The following is a 20,839-nucleotide window of genomic DNA, read 5'->3' as shown; positions in this document are numbered from 1 at the left end:
GAGCATGATCGTAAATTGGTCGCAACAACCAAGTTCAACTATGCAAATTACATGCTCCGATTTAATAATTTATAATTATCAACACATGAAAAAAACAATACTCTTACTCATCGTAATGCTTTCTACATTAGGATTTTCACAAGTCAAGGACATTAGCTTTACTGCTTCGCCTTTTGTAGACTATACTTTTTTCGACAAACAATCTGGACTTGAAAACGCAACCTCTGTAGGGGGTAAAATTGGTTTTGGTTTTGGAGAATATGTAGAAATTCGTGCGGTTTATCTACAATCTTTAGGGTTAAAAACTAGCTTTTCTGATTTTGGAATTGCGGGTTATAACGATGCTATGTTTCAAACACAAGACATTAATTTGACTCGTTGGGGAGGCGAATTCAAAACCAATCTGGGTAGAGGACGTTTTATTCCTTATTTAACATTGGGTTCTGGAGTTCAAAACATCGAAATAAAAAACGGTGAAGATTTTGACCAAATATATGTTAGCGCAGGTCTTGGATTCAAAACCAAACTGAGTGATCGTATTGTTTTTACTCTAGAAGGAAAGTACAACAGATACAACTTTAATGCTGGTGAAAATTTGATTACAGCACAAAACAAAACTGACTTTGGCGTAACCAACAGTGATTTCAAAACGGAATCTTTAACCAATTGGTCTGCTCAGGCTTCTTTACAATTTTATTTGGGAGGAAGAAAACCAGGCACAATGAGCGAATTAGACAAAGCCTATTACAGTAAGTTTAATAACGGTTTTAAAGGAATTCAATGGATTATTGAGCCTAGTGTCAATTTCATTAAATTTGATGACAAATCACTTTTCAAAGATACTTACTTAATGGGAGTTTATGCTGGTTTTGACTTCAATCAATATACTGGAATTCGCGCCTACTATTTACAAGCTACTGAGAACGAACAAATTTCGACCTCTTTTGACCGTTTATCTATGTATGGTTTAGAATTTAGAGCTCGATTAAATGATGGTAACGGAGTGACTCCTTACTTAATTTTGGGTGGTGGTTATTTAAATTCTCAAAACAGTTATTTAGGAAAAACAAACACGGCTGTAGATAGCGAAGAGTTTGCATCAGCAGGTTTGGGATTGAATATTCCGTTGAGCAAAAACATTTTGATTACTGGTGGCGCCAGAGGGATGATAACCTCTGCTACTGATGTTACAAACCTAACTAACCCAGATAATTTACAAACACACATCATGTATAATGCTGGAATCAAATTAAGTTTTGGTGGTAAGAAAGCAAATCCTAATGATGTTTACAACGCACAGTTAAACCAACAATTGGATATCAAAGAGAAAGAAACACAAGTATACATTGATGAAAAAATTGCGAAAAACAATGCAGACAACTCTGAGAAAATATCAGTTTTAAAACAAGAATACATAAACAAACTTAAAGGACTAGAAACAGACCTAGAAGAAGCGAAAGCCAATAATGATATTGACAAAGCTGTGGTTATTTTAGAACAAAAGAAAACAGCTCAAAATGCACTAGAAGAAGTAGCACAAATTGAAAAAAAGGTGACGCAAAACAAGGAAACACACCAATTAAAAACGATTACTACAAATCAAGAAGCTGTTAAAACAGCTACAAAAGAAAACACCGTACCAGTTCCTGTAGTCAAAATGGTTAAAGACAGTACAACTACAACAGTGGTCATACCTATAGCTCCTGCTGCGATAGAAAAAGCCGCACCTGTACAACCACAGCCTGCTGAGTATATTAAAATGTCACCCGCAGAATTAGAGAGTTTGATTGACAAAGTTATGGAGACTAATAAAACCAACTATAACAATGCTCTTGAAAATGAAAAACTTAAAAAAAGAGTTGAAGTCTTAGAAAAAACTTTGTTAGAAAAAACCAAGCCAGCAGTAATTAAAAAATAACAACAAATCCTATATTCAAAAGGACAAAATGGAGTATGATAATCAATCATACTCCATTTTTTAATCATAAAAAAACAAATAAAATGAAATACCAAGTTACTATAAACAACATTCAAACGATTGAAGACCTAAACACCTATTGGTCAATTGAGGACTACGTTAACCTTCTTGCATTATATGGATTTCCAGATGCTCAAAGTAAAATTATTGCTGAATTACGCGAACTTCTATTTATGGCCATTAGCGATTATGAACCCAATGAGGCTGCAGTCATCATGTTAACTTATAAAATGTCTGAAGACTTAACCGAAGGACAAATAGACCAAATTTCAAATGACATGTTATTGGATAAAGTTTGTGAAGAATACCCAGTAATCAAGCTACATGCTCCTTTGTTTCATTGTAACCAACTGTTACATCAAGCATATAACGGAAAATTCCCCAATGCTAAAGCGGTGATCTTGAAATGCAAAATAACATCTGAAGAAAAAGAAGTATTGACCAAAGAACAGTTCTTGAAAATTCTAAACAACGGACTTTCGGATGGAAACCTTATCAAACGTCTTTTTGACGGACCGATGACTACTGAAGCTCCCTTTCCTGATGCTGACGGAATTGTTTGGGAACTAAACACGGAAGACAATGAAAATTACGAAATTATCACATCTGAATATTGGTTGGAGCGAAATGATTTAATCTCAGGTGAATTTGAAGGAGAAGTGATTGAGGAAGCGTAATTAAAAAACAATTCTCCATCGTTGAACGGAAACTGCATTAGGGATGGGAGCAATTGTTTGAGCTCTTATTGTGGAGCGTAGCGGAACAATAAAGCGAGTGCGTACAGCCCGGCCCGTAGGGAATGCCCAAAATTTATAGCTATAAAAAACCCGTTTCAAAGATTTTGAAACGGGTTTCTTGCATTCTAATTAGCCTGTAGTAGACTAATTAGTGTTTTTATTTGTTAGACTCAGCATTTTCATTTTCTTCGAGTTCATCTTGTGCTGAATTAAAGGTCTCCATTCCTTTGGCAGGCATGTAAATTTCTGTTTCATATTCAGAAGTCACTTCTACAATTTCACCATGAGAACCACTAAGTGCTCCATTTATTTTCCCTAAAAACTTCTCCAATTTAGCATTTGGATGATTGAATAAATCAACTTGTAAATGACCTATTTTTTGAATTAAACTCTCACATGAATTTTTAATATCTTCTAATTTATGAAAGTTACTTTCGATTGCATCAATTTTAGATTGTTCCATAATAAATTATTTTAAGTTATATTGTTTATACCTAATTATAACAGAAAAGTAAGCTGTTTCATTATAAATTAAAAACAATCTAAAAGCCAAATTATCATCTGATCATTTTTTAAATTTTTAATTTTATTTAGACTTACTGCTATGTCATAATTTTAAATCTCATACAAATATGTCTCTTTAAATTTACAATTAAATATATTAAAATCCTAAAAATTAGATATTTACATATTACAATACAAATTAACTTTAAAATTATTCATCTCAATTGTAACTTTTTATACGTTCCATACGTATAACTATTTGTACACATTTAAATTTGAGGAGATAAACACATGAGACAACTAAAAATTACCAAACAGGTTACCAATCGTGAAACCGCATCATTAGACAAGTATTTACAAGAAATAGGTAAAGTTGATCTTATTACTGCTGACGAAGAAGTAGAATTGGCACAAAAGATTAAAGCAGGAGACCAACAAGCTCTTGAAAAATTAACTAAAGCTAACTTACGTTTCGTGGTTTCGGTTGCAAAACAGTATCAAAACCAAGGTTTAACACTTCCCGATTTAATTAACGAAGGAAACTTAGGTTTGATTAAAGCTGCTCAACGTTTTGATGAAACGCGTGGTTTTAAATTCATCTCGTATGCTGTATGGTGGATTCGTCAATCGATCCTACAAGCATTGGCAGAACAATCTCGTATCGTTCGTTTGCCATTGAACAAAATTGGTTCTATCAATAAAATCAACAAAATGTACGCTTTATTGGAGCAATCTAATGAAAGACCGCCATCTGCTGAGGAAATTGCAAAAGAACTAGATATGACGGTAAATGATGTAAAAGAGTCTATGAAAAACTCTGGTCGTCACTTATCAATGGATGCACCCCTTGTTGAAGGTGAAGATTCTAACCTTTATGACGTTTTACGTTCTGGTGAGTCTCCTAACCCTGATAGAGAGTTAATCCACGAATCGTTACGTACTGAAATCGAGCGTTCATTAGAAACATTAACTCCTCGTGAGGCTGATGTGGTCCGTTTGTATTTTGGCCTTGGTGACCAACACCCAATGACTCTAGAAGAAATTGGAGAAACTTTTGACTTAACACGTGAACGTGTACGACAAATTAAAGAGAAAGCAATTCGCAGATTGAAACATACTTCTAGAAGTAAAATCTTGAAAACATATTTAGGTTAATCCTCGCATTAACGACCTTAAAACTCCAGTGATTCACTGGAGTTTTTTTTTGTAACTTTGCAAAAATATCACCATAAACAACTATAATGAAAAACACACTTATTGCTCCTTCAGTATTGGCTGCTGATTTTGCTAACCTAGAACGTGACATCAAAATGATTAATACTAGTGAAGCTGATTGGTTTCATATTGACATCATGGATGGTGTTTTTGTTCCGAATATCTCTTTTGGAATGCCAGTTTTAGATGCTATCAAAAGGCATGCTACAAAAACAATCGACGTACATTTAATGATTGTCGACCCAGACAGATACATCTCTACTTTCAAAAAACTAGGAGCTGACGTACTTACTGTTCACCTTGAAGCTTGTACGCACTTGCACAGAACCCTACAAGCCATCAAAGCCGAAGGAATGAAAGCTGGAGTTGCTTTGAATCCTCATACAAGCGTTGATTTACTAGAAGATGTCATCAATGATATCGACTTAGTTTGTATCATGAGTGTGAACCCTGGTTTTGGAGGACAATCTTTTATCGAAAACACTTATGCTAAAGTTCAGAAACTAAAAGCATTAATTAATAGAAAAGGCGCTTCGACTATTATCGAAATAGACGGCGGAGTAACCAATAAAAATGCAAAACAATTAGTCGAAGCTGGTGCAGATGTATTGGTTGCTGGTAGCTACGTTTTTGGTGCAGCAGACCCAATTGCTACAGTTGCTAATTTGAAGAAATTGACTTGTTTTTAATTTAAAAACATCTTAATAACAAAGAAGCTCCCAATTTTGGGAGCTTTCTATTTAATGCTTATACCTACAAATTCTTAATTACAAATTCGCTACGTCTATTCAATTCATGTTGTTCCTCTAAGCAGGATGCTTCAGGCTCACACTTTATAATTTGAACCGTTTCCCCATAGCCTTTGGCAACTATTTTACTCTTGTCAATTCCTTGTTGTAAAAAATAGTCTCTAGTCGAATTCGCTCTATTGGTAGATAAATTAAAATTGTATTTATCATTTCCCCTATTATCAGTGTGCGAACCGATTTCCACTACCATTTCAGGGTATTTTTTCATCAATTCTACCACACGATTTAAGATTGGTTTTGATTCTTTTCGAATGTACCACAAATCGTAATCAAAATAAATAGGATCTGTTTTAATAACCAATCGGTCTTTCTCTTTTACTATATCTTTTTCTGTAGCGATAATAGTGGCTACTTTTTCTTTTTTCTTAACTTCTGCTTCTTGAACGGCTCTTTTTTCGGCTACTTCTTTATCTCTTTTTTGTCTTTCAAGACGAGCTTTCGCTTGCGCTTGTTTTTCGGCGATAATAGCTTGATCTTCTTTTTTAATAGTCTCTAAAGATCTTAAAGTCATGGAAGCATCATTTTCTTTTTTTCGTTCTTTGTTTAATTTCAAAGTTCGATAATTCGAAGTAAAACCCTCTTTTGAAGCCAAAACAACATAAGAAGCTTCACAAGGAACAGTAAAACGAAATGCTCCATCTTCAGTAGTTATAACTTTTTCTAATTCCACTTTATCCGCATTTTGCAAAATAGCGACTGCTTGACTCAACGGTAATTTGGTATCGAAATCTGAAATTATACCCGCTATATATTGAGTACAATCCTCTACAATTAACGGCTTCATTTCTTTCAACTCATAGATATCATCGCTTCCTTTTCCGTTTTTTCTATTCGAAGAAAAATATCCTTGTTGTGTATTTGAATCAATATTAAAACAAAAATCATCATATCCTGAATTTACAGGAAGTCCAGCATTTACAGGACTTGAAAATCCACTTTTGCTTATTTGCGAAACAAAAACATCTAATGAACCATATCCAGGAAGTCCATTCGAAGAGTAGTACAATTTATTATCATTAGACACAAAAGGAAATTGTTCTTTTCTACTGGTATTAATTTCACTCCCTAAATTTTTTGGAGTATCGTAATCTGCTCCAAGAATTTGCACACTAAATATATCAAACGAGCCCAATGTTCCAGGCATATCAGATGCGAAATACAAGGTTTTCTCATCAGGGCTCAACGCAGGATGTTCAACCGAATAATCGTCACCATTGAATGGAAGCGACTTAACATTTGTCCATATTCCACCTACCAATTCAGCTCTAAAAATCTGAAGATTTGAAACTTTATCTTTGTTTTTTCCACGTTTACCGTCTTTATAATTATTTCGGGTAAAATAAACCGTTTTCTCATCTTTGGTAAAAACAGCATTAGACTCATGTAAAGACGTATTAATTTCTTTCGAAAAGGATTTGGCAATTGAATCCTTTTTATTCGCATTACTCAATGAAATCGTCATTAAGTCAAGATACCCCTCATTATTCCATTTGTATTTTTTATCAAATAAATTCGATTTCTGAACTCCTGAATAAATCAAATTCTGCCCCAGTAATACTGCTCCAAATTCGGATTTATCAGTATTTATGGCTAAATTTTTAATTTCGTAACGATTACCAATAGCGGAGATATTTTCGAGCTGCTTAATTCCTTTTTCTAAACTAGAAAGAGCAGCTTTATCATTTTGACTGTTCCAATAATAGCTCATTATTTTATTAGCTTCATCATAATTCCCAGAAGCTTTTAAAGTTTGAGCATATCTAAAATAATATTCTTCTCCTACCTCCTTGCCAAATTGCGAAAGCAACATTCGATAATGACTTTGAGCATTGGTGTAATCATTGGTATAATAATAGCAATCGGCAAGGTTCCTCAATACCTCCAATGAATTATTTTGTTTAATTATACTTTCATACAACGGTATAGCTTCACTATAATAGGTTCTTTCAAAAAAGCGTTTGGCTCTATCAGAATCTTGTCCTTGTGCATTAATTAATTGTACTGAAAACACAATTAGTAACAATATTATTTTTTTCATAAATGCGAAATTTATTTATCAGCGGTCATACTAATTATTCCCTTTTTGTTTCTTTATATCTTAGAAAAATCGTGGTGATTTATCAAATCCTTTCTTCAGTAAGTCCAAATCAAACAACACAAATACTTCATGTGTTCCTGAATTATACTGGCCAAGATTAGATAAAGTGTAATCATAAGAATAGCCTACTTTCACGCTTGGTAAAACTTTCAGACCCATCAATGCGCTCACAGCATCACCAACACGATATGCCGCACCTAACTCAAATTGACTATTGTACAAAACATTTGCAGACAAATCTAAAGTAACAGGCGCACCTTTAACATATTTGGTCATAAAAGCGGGTTTCAATTTCCACAAATCCGATAGTGTAAAAACATAACCTGCTGTTAAAAAAGTATGGGCATTTTCTGAACCAAAAGCCTTAATACCTTCATTTTTATCAAGATGTTTTGAGGCTAATAAATTAGGAACAGACAATCCTACATAATAGGTATCTGTAAAATAATAGGCACCTACACCAACATTGGGTTTTATAATATTATTATTTTGTGCAAAAGCTGGATCTGTAGAAGCATCACCACTATCAAACATAAATCCATCAAAATTTGTTTTGAGAGTAGTAACTCCCGCCTTTACACCAAAGGACAATTTATGTGTGCTATTCAAATCCAACACATACGCAAAATCAGCATAAAAATTATCTTCTTTTTTGGCACCCGAACCTATATTGTCAGAAATTAAAGAGAAACCCAACTCTACTTTCTTATTTACAGGCATGTGCCCAAAAACGGTCATGGTTTTAGGAGCTCCTTCGATATCATTCCATTGAGAACGGTATAGCATTCCTAAATTCAATAAGGATTGACTTCCTGTGGCATAAGCAGGGTTTACCACATTCATATTATACATATAATGAGTATACTGAGGGTCTTGTTGCGCTTTGGTATTTATTATAAAAAATAAAAAACTTACAAGTAATATTGTTTTTTTCATTTGAAAATATTTAAATAATGAAGATGTAATTATCTGTTTAGATAAAGCTTACCTTGTTTTGGTGCTAAACTTCCTTTGTTGAATTTAATGACGTAGAAGTAAACACCATTAGGCGCAGCTCCTTCGATACCTACTTTATAATCGGAATTTGCCCCATCCCATTCTGGTTTATTTTCATCTCCTTTAAACATTAAATTTCCATAACGGTTGAAAATTTCTAAGCTAAAATCTGGATAAATAAATGGTATGTTTTTTATCCTAAATGTATCATTGATCCCATCGTTATTTGGCGAAAATCCGTCAGGAATAAAAATATCCCCTACAATATCACAATTTGCTAAACTAGCCGTTACTTCCAAAACTTCAGAAAAACAACTTTTACTAGAGGAATAATTAAACCCATAATATTTCACACCTTCTTTTATTAATTCTGTTGAAGCAATTTCATTCCCACTTATCGAAGCATCATACCAAATTAATTGATCTGAATAAGTCACATTATTCGTTAATTCTTGAAGCGTTGGATTATCAATTCCACAAAACTTTTCGCCATTAGGATTTAGGGTTGGTTTTGCTACTTCGTTAACAACTACATTAATCATTGTTAAACTGGATTGACATCCAGTAATAGAATTGACTTCTTTCACATAATAAGTACCCGAAATCAAAAGAATTGTAGGAGCTAAAGGAGTTGTACTTGTAGGCGAATCAAACCACTGAAACTGATTTCCGCTAGGAATTAAATCTCCAATAGTAGGATTATCAACTTTACAAACTGAAAAACTATTGGATGCTGGTGTAACAGGTAAATCAAAAACACTAAAATTTGCCGTAGCATTTAAAACTACTGCTTGACATCCATTGGTATTATCAACCAAAGAAGTTATCGTAAAAACATTTGTACCGACAGTATTAAATGATGATGCTGGGATCGTAAATGAAGTATTTCCAGATGTTACCACTAAATCCACTGATATATTGGTTAAAACGTTTGCTCCGCTAATATTATAAACCACATTAATATTAGTCAGTGTTCCTAAACCTGTTAAATTAACAGTCACTGATGCCCTTTTGCAAATCGAAGGAATATTTACTTTAAGAGCAGCAACATCTGGCAAGGGTTTTATATCAAAACCTTTAGTCAAAGTAACAGCATTGGTACACCCCGTAAGAACATTGGTAATTCTTGTTATCGAAAGAGTTGTATTTCCTATATTAGGTAAAATATTGGACGGAATTAAAAAAGAGCCCACTCCACTAACAACATTGATTGTAGCTGTTTGATTTGCAATCGTATTTGTTCCTGATAGACCATAAACAATGGTATAATTTCCATCTGATAAATTTGTATTACCCGAAATCTCAACTGGAATATCAAATCCTTTACACGCTGCTATGACTTTCAAAGTTCCAATATTAATTTTTGGAATTGGATTTACATGAAGCACATCAGTAATGGAACCGATAATATTAATACAAAGTCTTAAACTATTTTCTTTAACGATATTTGAAACACTAACCGTATAATCAGTAGCATTAGCAATACTTGTTTTATTGACAATAAAATTCAAAACACCACTAGAAAACAAAGCGAGCGTAGTATATGAATTTATTGAAGTACCCGAAGTAACATTGTATGACACCAAATAACTCCCATTAGGAATACTCATAACTCCTCTGCGCAAAACAGCTTGATAAGTAGCGATTGGCAAATCATCTTCACATATATCGGAATTCACTACTAAGGTTGAACCTGTAAAGTCCAAAAGGTCTTCAATAATGATTGTAAAAACAGCTGTTTTTCTAATACAAACAGGGCTTTCTGGAATCACAGTATAAGTAAACGTATAAGTTCCTGCTCCAAATCTATTATAAATATCTTGTACATCAATTGTTGTGTCTAGTATACCTGACAATTGTCCTGTTCCTGATTCGGTCCAAATTCCACCTGCATCTTGCCCAAATAACCTAGTATCTAAATCAAGGTTTTTATATAATGACAGATCATCCGTATTACACAACAATAAATCTAAGGGGCTTCCTGGTATAGCTGGTTTTTTTGTTCTAACAAAAACGGTAGCCGATTGTTGTGAGCATGTTCCTATGGCAGGAATTGTATAAGTGAAAGAATAAATTTGTTCATAAGGCACTTTAGTAGCATCAAAATAATTACCACTTAATGCTCCCGTACCATCATTATCAGACCAAACTCCTCCAAATTGTGGACGAAGAAAATTTCCGTCAAATGCTTGAAATAAATTAAAATTATTATCATCTCCACAAACGGTCACATTGGAACTCGTAACTCCTGTATATCCTCCCACTGTTACAGTAACTATTGAGCTATCCACACAGCCCCCGTTATTTACCATATAGGTATAAGTAAAAACACCACTGTTACGAATAGATTGAACATTCAATACTCCTGTTGAAGTGTTTAACCCACCTGTCTTTAAATTATCAATCCATATCCCACCTGTAATGGCAGAGGAGCCTAATAAATTAAAAAGATTAACCGTTTTACTATTATTATTGGAAATATCACAAATAGTAATAGCATTATCATTTCCAGCACATTGTGCTTTTAAATTTGATTTTGAGGTCAAAAAAAACAGGGCTAAAAAGTAATAGATAAAATTAAACTTTGTCGAAGCAAGCGATTTTAAAGTCATAAATATTTCTTAAATTTTTCCCAAAAATAAGACAAAAATTCATGCAAAATTTAAGTTTCATCGATTAAAATATCTTTTTTTTCAAACATTAATTTACAAAAAATAACACCAATTGAAAATCACTGAACAAAAACAAATAACTATCAATCCATTAAATGAAATCACAAAATTAACATTGGAAGTTTTCATTGAAAAACCAAAGAAATCTATTATAAAAATTAATACATCAACTCTTTACATAATAGTACTTTCGCTTATGTTCAGCATTCTTGAAACAGAGTCAAACAATTCGGGATGATATTTTTTAAATTTTTCTGGTGTTTAAAAAATGTTCTAAAATAACAGTCAAAATTCAAATTTATTTTCATAAGCATACAAACGGAAATACCCTTTTCGATAAGGCTTTTATTTAGTATTTCATCATTAAAATATTTCAATACTTCGACAAACTCATCTTGAAAAACTGCGACACTTATTTCTTTACTTTTTAAACAATAAAAATGTAAAACATGTGTAAATTCATGTAAGCCCAAATTTACATTATCATTGAAAATACTGTGCCCTAATATAAAATCCTTTCATTAAAAAACCACGATTTTCACCCTTGGATTAAATTCGCCTTTATGATAATTTTGATGTACTGAAGAAAAACAAGTATCCAGATAAATTACAATTTTGGTAAAAAACCAATAAGAAAATCCCGTAATCCAAACATCAATATGATATAAGTGGCAGCTACAAGGACTTTCATTTCATCGATCACCTAAATGTCTTTACCTATAATGATTTAGAAACACTTTCAGTCGATGTTCAAAATACTTTTTTTTATTGTTAATCTATTATAGAAAATTAATTGATGGCCTGGAGATATCCTTTTAAGAACTGGACACCAATAAAGATAAAGTGGCCTGATAAACACCTACATACAAAAGGCTCTAAAACTCTAAAAATAATCACAATCATAAATGGAGCGATACAAAATGCTACTATCAAATATTGCAAAAACTCTTTAAAAAACATTCTTATCTGTTATAAAAATTACAAAATCAAATGTGGCAATACTCTTAAACTACAAACCTTGATTATAAGAGAGTAAGATAAAAAAAATAGTCGCCTATTTGTAATCTATATAAAATTCTATTCTTCAATATCATACTGCTCTAATAAATAATTTATCAAATCAGTACTAGTGAGAATACCAACCAAATTTTCATCATCACATACTGGTAAAGCATGAAAATCATTCTCGACTAAAATTGTAGCCGCTTCTTTAATTGTGGTATAAGGCTTGATTGTAATCACACTCTTAGTCATTACCTGCTGGATTGTAAACATATTATACACAACAGATTCAAGATCAATATCAGCTTCATCATCGGCTTCAGTACAACAAACACGCAACATATCATTCAGGCTTACTATTCCTACTATTTTACAATTATTAACCACAGGAATGTGTTTAATTTTATTTGCTTTAAACAATACTTCCGCCTTAGTCAAATCATCAGTAAGATTTAACTTTACTATATTTTTAGTCATAATAGTTGATACTGGAACTTGCTGTTTCATTATTTCTAATTATTTGTAATTACACATTATCCACAAACTAACAACCGTCGTCAAAAACAAACTAAATCATTGACTAACAACAGATAAACAAATTTACACATATATTTTACATAAAAAAAGAAAAGACTCAAGTATCTAAAGCATTAAAAATCATATGTTTTAGCATTTAAGACATATGAAACCAAAACCCATACTAGAAATATTTAATTTAGCTTTAAAAACTAAACCATAGTAACCTATAAAAACCAACCATCTAACTTTCTTTACAATTAGACTTATGAAACATATCTACCTTTTTTTATTGCTTCAGCTAATACCAAATTCCATATGGAGCCAAACCATTCTTTTTAAATGTGGGTTTGAGAATGACTTAACAACAGATTGGGGAGCTACAAACAATATCTCTTCAATGCCTAAATTTGAAATCAATACTCTTTCTAAACGAACAGGAAATAATGGTTTTCAAATGCAGTTCAATTCGGCTCCGCAAAAAGGAAACTTAGAAACTGCAAAAAATTTGAGTTGGGAAAACGGTATCACCTATCGTATTACTTTTTATTACAAAGCAATAACCCCCATTAGCAATTCAGAAAGTAACATTAAGATTTTTGCTAACAATGGAGTTACGAAACTAACTCAAGTCAATTTTCCACTCACAGCAACGACTTGGACAAAATATACGACTGAATTTACTTCTACAGTTACGGATAATACAGGCTCTGTACTTTTTTCTATTAGACCAAGCGCAACCGATAGTGGTGATATTTATTTCGATGACATTCAAATTGAAAAACTACCACCAATATCTGCTTTTTTCACAGATATAAAAACCAAAGATATCGTCTCTGATCCATCTATAAAATGGATTCAATTTGGACCTGGAATGAGCGGAAATAACACTTCTTTTTACCCTCACCCTACTGACAGCAACACTCATTTCACCTCTCCCAACATGGGAAATTCATATCGTTCAACGGACAGAGGTTTTACATATGAAACCATCATGAACGAAGATGCGGGAGCTTGGAATAGTGGTATGAGAGGACCAACTGAAACTTATTCCATAGATTTCTCCCGTTCCAATGCAAATTTTGGATTTTCGACTGGAAAAAGACTTGGTGATCTTTTCCAATCTTCAGACAAAGGAAAATCATGGAGTCGTGTTATGTCTGTTCAAGCCCAGGCAGGAAATGCTTATTTATCTTGTATAGCGGTTGACCCTCAAAATGAAAACGTTTGGTATTTAGGCGCTGGTCGAATGCGTGATTACGGAAGAGTAGATTTTCCACTTTCACAACCCAACGGATCCTATACCCATAATAATAGTCAAGGAAAAATATGGAAAACCACAGATAAAGGAGCTAATTGGACATTAATAAATTCAGGACTACATTCTAGTGCCGAAATAGAAACAATATACACAGACCCAACAAACTCAAATATAGTTTATGCGGGAACAAATTATGGATTTTACAAGAGTATCAACGGTGGAACAACTTGGATTTTAAAATCCAATGGCATCACCAATAATGTCATCCGATCCCTAAGTATGTATTACAACCCTAGCATAACAGGGAACCAAGTCGTTCTTTATGCTTTGAGCAACATTATGTGGAAAGCAGATGGTAGCACACTAACTGATGACACTGGTGGGATTTTTAAAAGCACCGATAAAGGAGAAACTTGGACAAACATTAGCGGTAATATAGCTTTAGACATGAGGCAATTTAGCAGCAATTCCGGAATTAAAAAATCGTATTACAACAACGTTGCTTTTTATTTTGGAATAACCTACGATGAAGCAGTAGCACAATATCCAAACATGCCTTCTAAGATTACACAACGTTTCAACCAGATTACAGTAGACCCAAAAAACCCTGACAATATCTATTTAGTCAACAACTATTCAAATGCATCGGGAAACAATTTCAAACCAGGACAATTATGGAGAACAAAAGATGGAGGAACGAAATGGTTTGTAACCGTACGAAATGGCAAAAACTGGAATACCGGAAGTCCTGATTTAAATTATTGGACCAACAGAGGAAACCCATTGAATACCAATATCCAAATCAAATATAAAAGTGACTGGGTCAATCGAGACGATTACGAACAAAAATCATGTAATTTTATCCAATTCAATGCTGACGGATCCGTACTATATACTCAAATGGCAAAAATCGGCCTCGTTTCTTATGATAACGGAGATAGTTGGGTAGATATTGATGATGAAGAAACGACACCTAATAGCGAAAGCTGGGTAGGAGCTGGAAACAGCAATTTACCTGGACATGGTTTTTACCAAAGCGAAAACCTTCCAAATAAAGTATTATGTCCATCAGGCGAAAACAGCCTATGGATCACTAATTCCGAAGGTATATTAATACGACCGGATGCACAGGGAGCTTCGGTTCGCAACTTAACATCAGGAGAGCACTCTGTAAGTTCTGTTGCAGTTGACCCAACAAATCCAAGTATTTGGTTTGCTACTTTTTTCCGTCAAGATAAAAGAGGCCAATTACTAAAATCAACCGATAGTGGAATTACATGGGCAACTGTAGGAACTCCTGTTCCATTGCCATGGCCTGAGCCTGCTGGAGGCGGTGACCAAGCAGTACACCAAATGTGTTTATTGATAGACAAAAACAACACCAACAACATGTATTTTTGCGTTCCTAGATCATCCATTAGAATAGAATGGGTTGGAGACTCTGTTACAGGATGGGGCGTACATAGGTCTACTGATGGTGGCACAACTTGGACCGAAATCAACACAGGTTTACCAAGCTCCCTAGATGTAGCTCGAATTGCCATTGACCCAAATGCTAGCAATATATTATATGCGGCAGTAATTGGTAACAATGGAGGCTTATACAAAACAACTGACTACGGAAGCAATTGGGCGCAAGTAAGTACAACTACAGTCATTTCTGGAACTTCAGGAATCAATGATATTCATTTTGACAAAGATGGAAAAGCATATATCACCAGTGGTTTTAATAATGTTTCTGACAATGGTGGTGGATTATGGGTAAGTGATGACAACATGCAAACTTGGTCAAAAATATTCGACTACCCCTGGACACACCGTGTAGAAGTAGCAAAATACGACACCCGAACAATACTAGTTTCTACCTTACCAAACACTACAATCGGACAAATAAACGGAGGAACTTATCTTTCTAAAGATTCAGGAAATAGTTGGATCAAATTCAACAAAGGAAATGGCCAATCTGATCGGGTTAATGATATTGCTATTGATTATAACACACCCGGAAAATATTACGCCTCAACTAGAGGAAGCGGTTGGTATGTTGCCACAGACCCTAATCCAAATACACTTTTAAAAGTAAACAATCATCAATCGGACAGCAACAGCCCTATTATTTATCCAAATCCAACAAAAAACGTCGTGAAAATTGTTGAAAACTTGGCGTATCAAGATTTTAAAATTTACTCGATGAACGGTACATTAGTTAAACAATTTACAAAAAATGAATCCAACGAATATTCTGTTTCAGATTTAGCCACAGGAATTTACATTTATGTCATCAAAAATAATACAGATGTTTATAAAGGAAAATTAATTAAACAATAATTCTACTATTTAAAAATAAAAGGCTGACTGTCAAGGTCAGCCTTTTTTGATTGTATTTTTTTAGGAGCTAATTATACCAAAACCTGTACAATCTAATAGTCCAATCTAATTTTTGTCAAATCGAGGAGTAATTTTTATTCTAAAAAAAGCAATATAAAATGACGTTATTTGAATGTTAGCACTTCTAATTCCCCTCTTGAGAGGGGGCTAGGGGTGTGTTTTTTAGGTGTCTGTAATTTAGGTATTTAAAACAAAACGTCATAGGTAGCTCATTCGTGGTGTAATAGCGGTTCTCGACTGTACACGGAACTATTTTATAATCATTATTGGTATTACTTCGTTAGTTCACTTCGCCCTTGTCCCGCTACCATAAAGGTGCTGCATTAACAAAAAAAACATGAAATAGAATAATTTAATTTTATTCTATTTCATGTTTTTTTTTTAGTGACCGCGGCGGGGTTCGAACCCACAACCCTCAGAGTCGAAATCTGATATTCTATCCAGTTGAACTACGCAGCCAAAATGATTACTGATTTTGGATTTAAAATCATTGAACCTATAATCCAAATTCAGTAATCTATATTTTTATACCAATAATTTCTTCACGATAGCAGAAATGGTTTTTCCTTCAGCAGTTCCTCCTAGTTGAGCAGATGCTAATCCCATTACTTTTCCCATGGAAGCGATTCCTGATGCTCCAGAGTCTGCTATGATTTTTGCTATGATCACTTCTATTTCGTCTTCGCTTAATTGTGCTGGTAAGAATTTTTCGATTACCGCAACTTGAGCTAATTCTGGTTCTGCTAAGTCTGGACGATTTTGTTCTGTGTAGATTCTAGCGCTTTCTTTTCTTGTTTTTACCAAACGTTGAAGCAATTTAACTTCGTCGTCTTCTGAAATTTCTTCTTTGGTACCTGTAGCTGTTTGAGCTAATAATAACTCTGACTTGATCGCTCTTAATGCTTCTAATGCAACGGTATCTTTAGCTCTCATAGCTGTTTTGATATCGTCCATGATGTTTACTGCTAAACTCATATCTATTGATGGTTTTAAATTGATGTAAATGTTATGCTATTTTATAACAAATCTCGTGACTGCCCCAGATGGTAGTAAAAAGCATTTTGAGAGAAAATGGTTTTTTTTCTAGGGTTTAAAAAGCGACCGAAGGAAGCTCTTTTAAAGACTAAGAAAAAACCATTTTACGATAAAATCTTGAAACGGACAGCTGGAAATAGGCCCAAAAAAATATTCTATAAAAATAGTGGTGCGAAGATAAAAAAAATAACCCGAAAATTAAATTGAATTTTCGGGTTAGCTTTTATCTATTGTAGTAAATTAATCTACGTTATCATGCAAATAAGAATTATTAGAACGCAATTGCATATCATTATTGCTATCCGTTCCTACTGACGTTCTTGAATTAGCGTTATTAGTAGGTTGATTTGAAATATCGATCCCTAGTCTTTTGTAAGCTGGTTCTTTTTCGTATTCTTCTACCTTAGAAACATTGTTATGGAACTTGTAGTTGAATTCTTTTAATTTTTTTCTTCTTGCATCAGCTCTCATTCTTAATGTTTCTTCAATAGTCATTTCCATTGGAGAAATATCTTCAAATTTTGGCTCTTCTTTTTTAGACAAATCCACTTGTTTCATGGTAATATTCAACTCAGCTGGAATTACTTCCTCAACAACTTTTGCCACTGGTTTAGAAGACGTCAATTCGTTTTCAGCCTCCATATACTCTTCTAGAGAATATTTGATGATTCCATTGTCTGATAATTCAGTTACGGGAACAAATTGAACTGGTTGGTTTACTTTAATCTCACGAGTTTCATTAGTAAGTTCAAAAACTTTATCTTCTTCAACTTTAGCTACTGGTTCAGGTTTTTTTTCTAATGGCAAATCAAAAGTAAAACAAGTTTGTTCTTGTTTTTCTATAGCTTTAGTCTCTTGAAACGTTTTCACTTCTTCAACTTTTGGAGTTGTAAAAGTATAATCGATGTCCTTGATAGGCGAAAGGATTTCGAAAGTAACATCTAAATTCTTAATGAATTCTGACATCACTACTAAATCATTATTCTCAGCCACCGAGGTAGCTACAGGAACAGGAGTCACTTCGTCTTCATTTAAATCAAAAATAACTCTTTTATTTTCTATATTATTAGTCGCAGGAACTTCTGCATTTAAATCAAAAGCGGTAACGGTATTTTGAGATAAGTTATGCACACTTTTTTGTTCGTCTTCAAGTGTGTGGATAATCTTTTTTGGCTCTGTATTTACAATTCCGTTTTGTTGTTCAATATCAAATCCAGTTGCGATAATAGTAACTGCTATAGCATCACCAAGGGTATCATCTTCACCAACTCCCATAATAATATTTGCATTGAAACCGGCTTCTGTTTGAATATGGTCATTAATTTCACCAATCTCATCTAAAGTGATTTCATTTGTGCCAGAAACGATGAGCAACAATACGTTTTTGGCACCTGTAATTTTATTATCATTTAATAGTGGAGAATCCAAAGCAGAAACAATCGCTTCTTTCGCTCTATTTTCGCCTTCAGCAATAGCAGAACCCATTATAGCTGTTCCACTGTTTGACAATACCGTTTTAGCATCACGTAAATCAATATTTTGAGTATAGTGATGTGTAATTACTTCTGCAATTCCTCTTGAAGCCGTAGCTAAAACTTCGTCAGCTTTAGAGAATCCAGCTTTGAAACCAAGGTTACCATATACTTCTCTTAATTTGTTATTATTGATAACAATTAAAGAGTCGACTTGTTTGCGTAATTTTTCTATTCCTAATAAGGCTTGTTGATGACGCACTTTTCCTTCAAAAGTAAAAGGAAGTGTTACAATTCCAACCGTTAAGATTTCTCTTTCTTTAGCTAATTGAGCAATAACTGGAGCAGCACCTGTACCAGTACCACCACCCATACCTGCGGTAATGAAAACCATCTTGGTATTACGGTCTAACATTTTCTCAATGTCAGCAATACTTTCAATAGCTGATTGTTGACCTACATCAGGATTAGCTCCTGCACCTAGGCCTTCAGTTAAATTCACTCCTAACTGAATCTTGTTAGGAACAGAACTATTCTCTAATGCCTGTGAATCAGTATTACAAACTATGAAATCAACTCCTTTGATTCCTTGTTTAAACATATGATTAATGGCATTACTACCACCTCCACCTACACCTATAACTTTTATAACATTTGATTGATTTTTAGGTAAATCAAATGAAATACTTCCAAATTCTGAGTTGCTCTCCATTTTATTTGGTTTTTGATATTATTAACTATTACTTATTCTTTTTTTTGGGTAAAAACCCTATTCTGCATTGTCTAAAAAGTCCTTAATCTTATCGACATAACGATCAAAGAATGTTCTTTTGATCTTATCACCTGTGGACTCATCTTTCTTTGCTTTAGTATTTGCTCGCTCTTCAGCTTCGCTTTCTACTCTTTCATAATTATCATCAGCTACTGAGGCTGGTTCACGATAAAAAGGCGCTTTAGGAGCTACTAATTCTTCAATACGAACGGCGCTTTGCGTTTTATTTTCAATACTATTCATTACCAACCCAACTGCCGTAGCATACAATGGACTTGAAAATTCTTCGTCTGAATCACCTGCTAAATGCTCGTTAGGATATCCAATTCTGGTATCCATTCCAGTGATGTATTCTACCAACTGCTTGATGTGTTTGAGTTGTGCTCCTCCACCAGTAAGTACAATTCCCGCAATTAATTTTTTACGAGGATCTTCATGACCGTACGCTTTAATTTCTGTAAAAACTTGTTCAACAATTTCCACTACTCTAGCATGAATAATCTTAGACAAATTCTTTAATGAAATTTCTTTAGGTTCTCTTCCTCTCAATCCAGGAATAGAAACTATTTCATTGTCTTTGTTCTCTCCTGGCCAAGCGGATCCAAATTTCACTTTTAATAATTCTGCTTGTTTTTCGATGATCGAACAACCTTCTTTGATATCATCAGAAATCACATTTCCACCAAACGGGATAACCGCCGTATGACGAATGATTCCGTCTTTGAAAATAGCTAAATCTGTTGTTCCACCACCAATATCAATTAAAGCTACACCTGCTTCTTTTTCTTCTTGGCTCAATACGGCATCTGAGGACGCTAAAGGCTCTAATGTCAATCCTGACAATTCGATACCTGAACTTTGAATACAACGCCCTACATTACGTATAGACGATGCTTGACCTACTACGACATGAAAACTAGATTCTAGTCTTCCGCCATACATTCCTATTGGTTCTTTAATTTCAGATTGCCCATCAATTTTAAATTCTTGTGGCAATACATGAATAATTTCTTCTCCTGGCAACATGGCCAATTTATTCACTTGATCAATCAACATTTGAATGTCAGCACCACCAATTACTTCTTCTGGATTATTTCTACTGATATAATCCGTATGTTGAATACTACGAATGTGTTGTCCTGCAATCCCTACAACAACATCTTTAATTTTGTACCCTGAATTATTTTCAGCATCTTGTACCGCTTGTTGAATAGATTGAATTGTTTGTGTAATGTTATTCACAACACCACGTGCTACACCTAAACTTTTAGATTTCCCTACTCCTAAAATCTCGAGTTTCCCATACTCGTTCTTTTTCCCTATCATGGCAACAATCTTGGTCGTCCCAATATCTAGACCTACTGCAATGTTCTCTTTTTCCATT

Annotated in this window: 13 protein-coding genes and 1 tRNA gene; 5 read left to right on the top strand and 9 right to left on the bottom strand. The window is 33.9% G+C overall.

Translation table 11 applies throughout. From position 1 onward, the window contains the following. Window positions 1–85 precede the first annotated feature (85 nt). Together ABZP37_RS07115 and ABZP37_RS07110 are read left to right on the top strand one after the other, a co-directional pair. A complete protein-coding gene (locus tag ABZP37_RS07115) occupies window positions 86–1,918 on the top strand; it encodes a hypothetical protein (RefSeq protein ID WP_366186831.1) in 1,833 nt (610 codons plus the stop codon). An 83-nt stretch (window positions 1,919–2,001) separates the two neighbouring features. Further along, window positions 2,002–2,655: a hypothetical protein gene (locus ABZP37_RS07110; RefSeq protein ID WP_366186830.1), complete on the top strand. Its 654-nt coding sequence runs from the start codon at window positions 2,002–2,004 to the stop codon at window positions 2,653–2,655. Between the two features lie 217 nt (window positions 2,656–2,872). Here the strand turns inward: ABZP37_RS07110 and ABZP37_RS07105 are convergent, their stop codons facing one another. Beyond that, window positions 2,873–3,178 carry a hypothetical protein gene (locus tag ABZP37_RS07105; protein WP_366186828.1) on the bottom strand — a complete coding sequence of 102 codons (306 nt, stop codon included), beginning with the start codon at window positions 3,176–3,178 and terminating at the stop codon, window positions 2,873–2,875. A 332-nt stretch (window positions 3,179–3,510) separates the two neighbouring features. Between ABZP37_RS07105 and ABZP37_RS07100 the strand changes: the two genes are divergently transcribed. Both ABZP37_RS07100 and rpe read left to right on the top strand, forming a co-directional pair. Further along, the gene (locus ABZP37_RS07100; protein WP_101137626.1) at window positions 3,511–4,374 is read left to right on the top strand and encodes a sigma-70 family RNA polymerase sigma factor; all 864 of its coding nucleotides are present in this window, start codon (window positions 3,511–3,513) and stop codon (window positions 4,372–4,374) included. A gap of 86 nt (window positions 4,375–4,460) precedes the next feature. Then, a complete protein-coding gene (gene rpe, locus ABZP37_RS07095; protein ID WP_366186826.1) occupies window positions 4,461–5,123 on the top strand; it encodes a ribulose-phosphate 3-epimerase in 663 nt (220 codons plus the stop codon). A gap of 64 nt (window positions 5,124–5,187) precedes the next feature. On the opposite strand, the gene ABZP37_RS07090 is transcribed toward rpe, so the two are convergent. The 4 genes from ABZP37_RS07090 to ABZP37_RS07075 form a co-directional block, all read right to left on the bottom strand. After that, window positions 5,188–7,281: an OmpA family protein gene (locus ABZP37_RS07090; RefSeq protein WP_366186824.1), complete on the bottom strand. Its 2,094-nt coding sequence runs from the start codon at window positions 7,279–7,281 to the stop codon at window positions 5,188–5,190. Between the two features lie 60 nt (window positions 7,282–7,341). Beyond that, window positions 7,342–8,277 (bottom strand): type IX secretion system membrane protein PorP/SprF, encoded by a 936-nt coding sequence (locus ABZP37_RS07085; protein ID WP_366186822.1) that lies wholly within the window; start codon window positions 8,275–8,277, stop codon window positions 7,342–7,344. Between the two features lie 29 nt (window positions 8,278–8,306). Beyond that, the gene (locus ABZP37_RS07080; RefSeq protein ID WP_366186821.1) at window positions 8,307–10,883 is read right to left on the bottom strand and encodes a gliding motility-associated C-terminal domain-containing protein; all 2,577 of its coding nucleotides are present in this window, start codon (window positions 10,881–10,883) and stop codon (window positions 8,307–8,309) included. Between the two features lie 1,203 nt (window positions 10,884–12,086). Then, window positions 12,087–12,518, bottom strand: coding sequence for a CBS domain-containing protein (locus ABZP37_RS07075; protein ID WP_366186819.1), 432 nt, complete (start codon window positions 12,516–12,518; stop codon window positions 12,087–12,089). Window positions 12,519–12,795: 277 nt separating this feature from the next. Between ABZP37_RS07075 and ABZP37_RS07070 the strand changes: the two genes are divergently transcribed. Next, complete coding sequence (locus tag ABZP37_RS07070) at window positions 12,796–16,116, top strand: T9SS type A sorting domain-containing protein (protein ID WP_366186818.1); 3,321 nt, start codon at window positions 12,796–12,798, stop codon at window positions 16,114–16,116. A gap of 445 nt (window positions 16,117–16,561) precedes the next feature. Here ABZP37_RS07070 and ABZP37_RS07065 read toward each other — a convergent pair. From ABZP37_RS07065 to ftsA, 4 genes are all read right to left on the bottom strand, one after another. Then, a tRNA-Arg gene (locus ABZP37_RS07065) sits at window positions 16,562–16,635 on the bottom strand. A gap of 66 nt (window positions 16,636–16,701) precedes the next feature. Next, the gene (locus ABZP37_RS07060) at window positions 16,702–17,151 is read right to left on the bottom strand and encodes a GatB/YqeY domain-containing protein (protein WP_366186817.1); all 450 of its coding nucleotides are present in this window, start codon (window positions 17,149–17,151) and stop codon (window positions 16,702–16,704) included. Window positions 17,152–17,451: 300 nt separating this feature from the next. After that, window positions 17,452–19,395, bottom strand: coding sequence for a cell division protein FtsZ (gene ftsZ, locus ABZP37_RS07055; protein ID WP_366186816.1), 1,944 nt, complete (start codon window positions 19,393–19,395; stop codon window positions 17,452–17,454). Window positions 19,396–19,452: 57 nt separating this feature from the next. Next, window positions 19,453–20,838, bottom strand: coding sequence for a cell division protein FtsA (ftsA, locus tag ABZP37_RS07050; protein ID WP_366186814.1), 1,386 nt, complete (start codon window positions 20,836–20,838; stop codon window positions 19,453–19,455). Window position 20,839 lies beyond the last annotated feature (1 nt).

The sequence above is a fragment of the Flavobacterium ovatum genome, assembly GCF_040703125.1.
GTDB classification, from domain to species: domain Bacteria; phylum Bacteroidota; class Bacteroidia; order Flavobacteriales; family Flavobacteriaceae; genus Flavobacterium; species Flavobacterium ovatum.
This window is presented reverse-complemented; position numbering and strand designations above follow the sequence as displayed.